2 protein-coding genes and 1 pseudogene are annotated in these 1,285 nt (G+C 62.1%); all 3 read right to left on the bottom strand.

Annotated elements, in window-relative coordinates; translation table 11 throughout:
- Nucleotides 1-466: pseudogene (locus AC1DU6_RS31680) on the bottom strand (tetratricopeptide repeat protein); the annotation flags it as partial.
- Nucleotides 467-547: 81 nt separating this feature from the next.
- On the bottom strand, nucleotides 548-988 hold the full coding sequence (locus tag AC1DU6_RS31675; RefSeq protein WP_200955287.1) for an ExbD/TolR family protein: 441 nt from the start codon (nucleotides 986-988) through the stop codon (nucleotides 548-550).
- Nucleotides 989-1,003: 15 nt separating this feature from the next.
- Nucleotides 1,004-1,285 (bottom strand): ExbD/TolR family protein (locus AC1DU6_RS31670; protein ID WP_477862146.1); only part of this gene is annotated, 282 nt, incomplete at its 5' end.

Below are 1,285 nucleotides of genomic sequence, written 5' to 3'. Positions count from 1 at the left end.
GCTTCATGGTCGGGCTGTTGCCGCCTTCCTTGAAGTAGCGCTGCGCCCAGGTCAGGGCCTTGCCGTTGTCGCGGTTGCGCAGATAGGTGCCGGCGATGGCCTCCATGTACTGCAGCTGCTGGGCCTGGCCCAGCTTGCCCGCGCCTTTGAGCACGTCAAAGGAGCGCGCCATCGTGTCGGGATCGTTGGCGCCCATCGCGGCAGAGAAACGCACGCCTTCGATGGCATTGGTTTCGCCGGCGGTGCGGCCACCCACGGCTTCGGCATCGCGCAGCTTGCCCAGCGCTTCCTTGTACTTGCCGGCCTTGACCAACTTGCTGGCCTCGGTCAGCGGCGTGCCGACTTCCTTGCGCACGCTGTCCTGGGCGGCCGCCTGGCTGAAGCCGAACTCCGCGCCGGGCGCGCCGTTCAGGGTCAGGGCCAGGGCGCCAACGGCGACGGCCACCATGGTTTTCAGAGTCTTCAACTTGCTCTCCTGCAAAGCAAAAACGCGCCGCCCTTTCGGGCAGCGCGCATCACAGTATCGTGGTCAGCGGTCCCGCAGACGTCACTTGACGAATTGCTCGTTACCAACCATGCCCATCTTCTTGACGCTGTTACGCTGGGCCGAGGCCATTACCGCCGCAACGACGCCGTAGTCCACCAGCTTGTTCGGCTTGATATGGATTTCAGGCTGATCGCTGATCGGCATCGCGCCGATTTCCTGCATCTTGGCGTCGACTGCGTCCTTGCTGTTCGCCAGCGCAGCTTCATCCCAGTAGACAGTGCCGTCGAAGTCGATCATGACGGTGTGCACGACCGGGTCTTGCTGAGGCGGCGTCGTGCTCGGCGGTGGCATGTCCAGGTTGACCGTATGCAGCTGGATGGGGATGGTGATGATGAGCATCACCAGCAGCACCAGCATCACGTCAATCAGCGGCGTCGTGTTGACGTCCATCATGACTTCGGGGTCACCATCTCCCGACGAACTTCCGACATTCATTCCCATGTTTGACTCCTGGGATCAGTTGCGAGCCGGCGGCTCGGTGACGAAGTTGACCTTCATGATGCCGGCACGCTGGCTGGCGAAGATCACGCGACCGACCGACTCGTAGCGCGCCTTGTCGTCGCCGCGAATATGGACCTCGGGCTGCGGGTTCTTGACCGACTCCTTGCCGAGGCGCTTGACCAGCTCCTCCATGTCGGGAATCAGCTTGGTACCCCAGTAGACGTCACCGTCCTTGCTGACCGAGATTTCGATGTTTTCCGGTTTTGTGACGCGAATCTGGTTGGTCTCCTTGGGGAG

Source organism: Roseateles sp. P5_B10 (assembly GCF_056400485.1).
Note: the sequence above shows the minus strand (reverse complement) of the source record. Positions and strands in the feature narration are given on the sequence as shown.

Excerpts from the sequence above, each read along its gene's own strand:
- AC1DU6_RS31675 (WP_200955287.1), bottom strand. The coding sequence starts at position 988 with ATGGGAATGAATGTCGGAAGTTCGTCGGGAGATGGTGACCCCGAAGTC.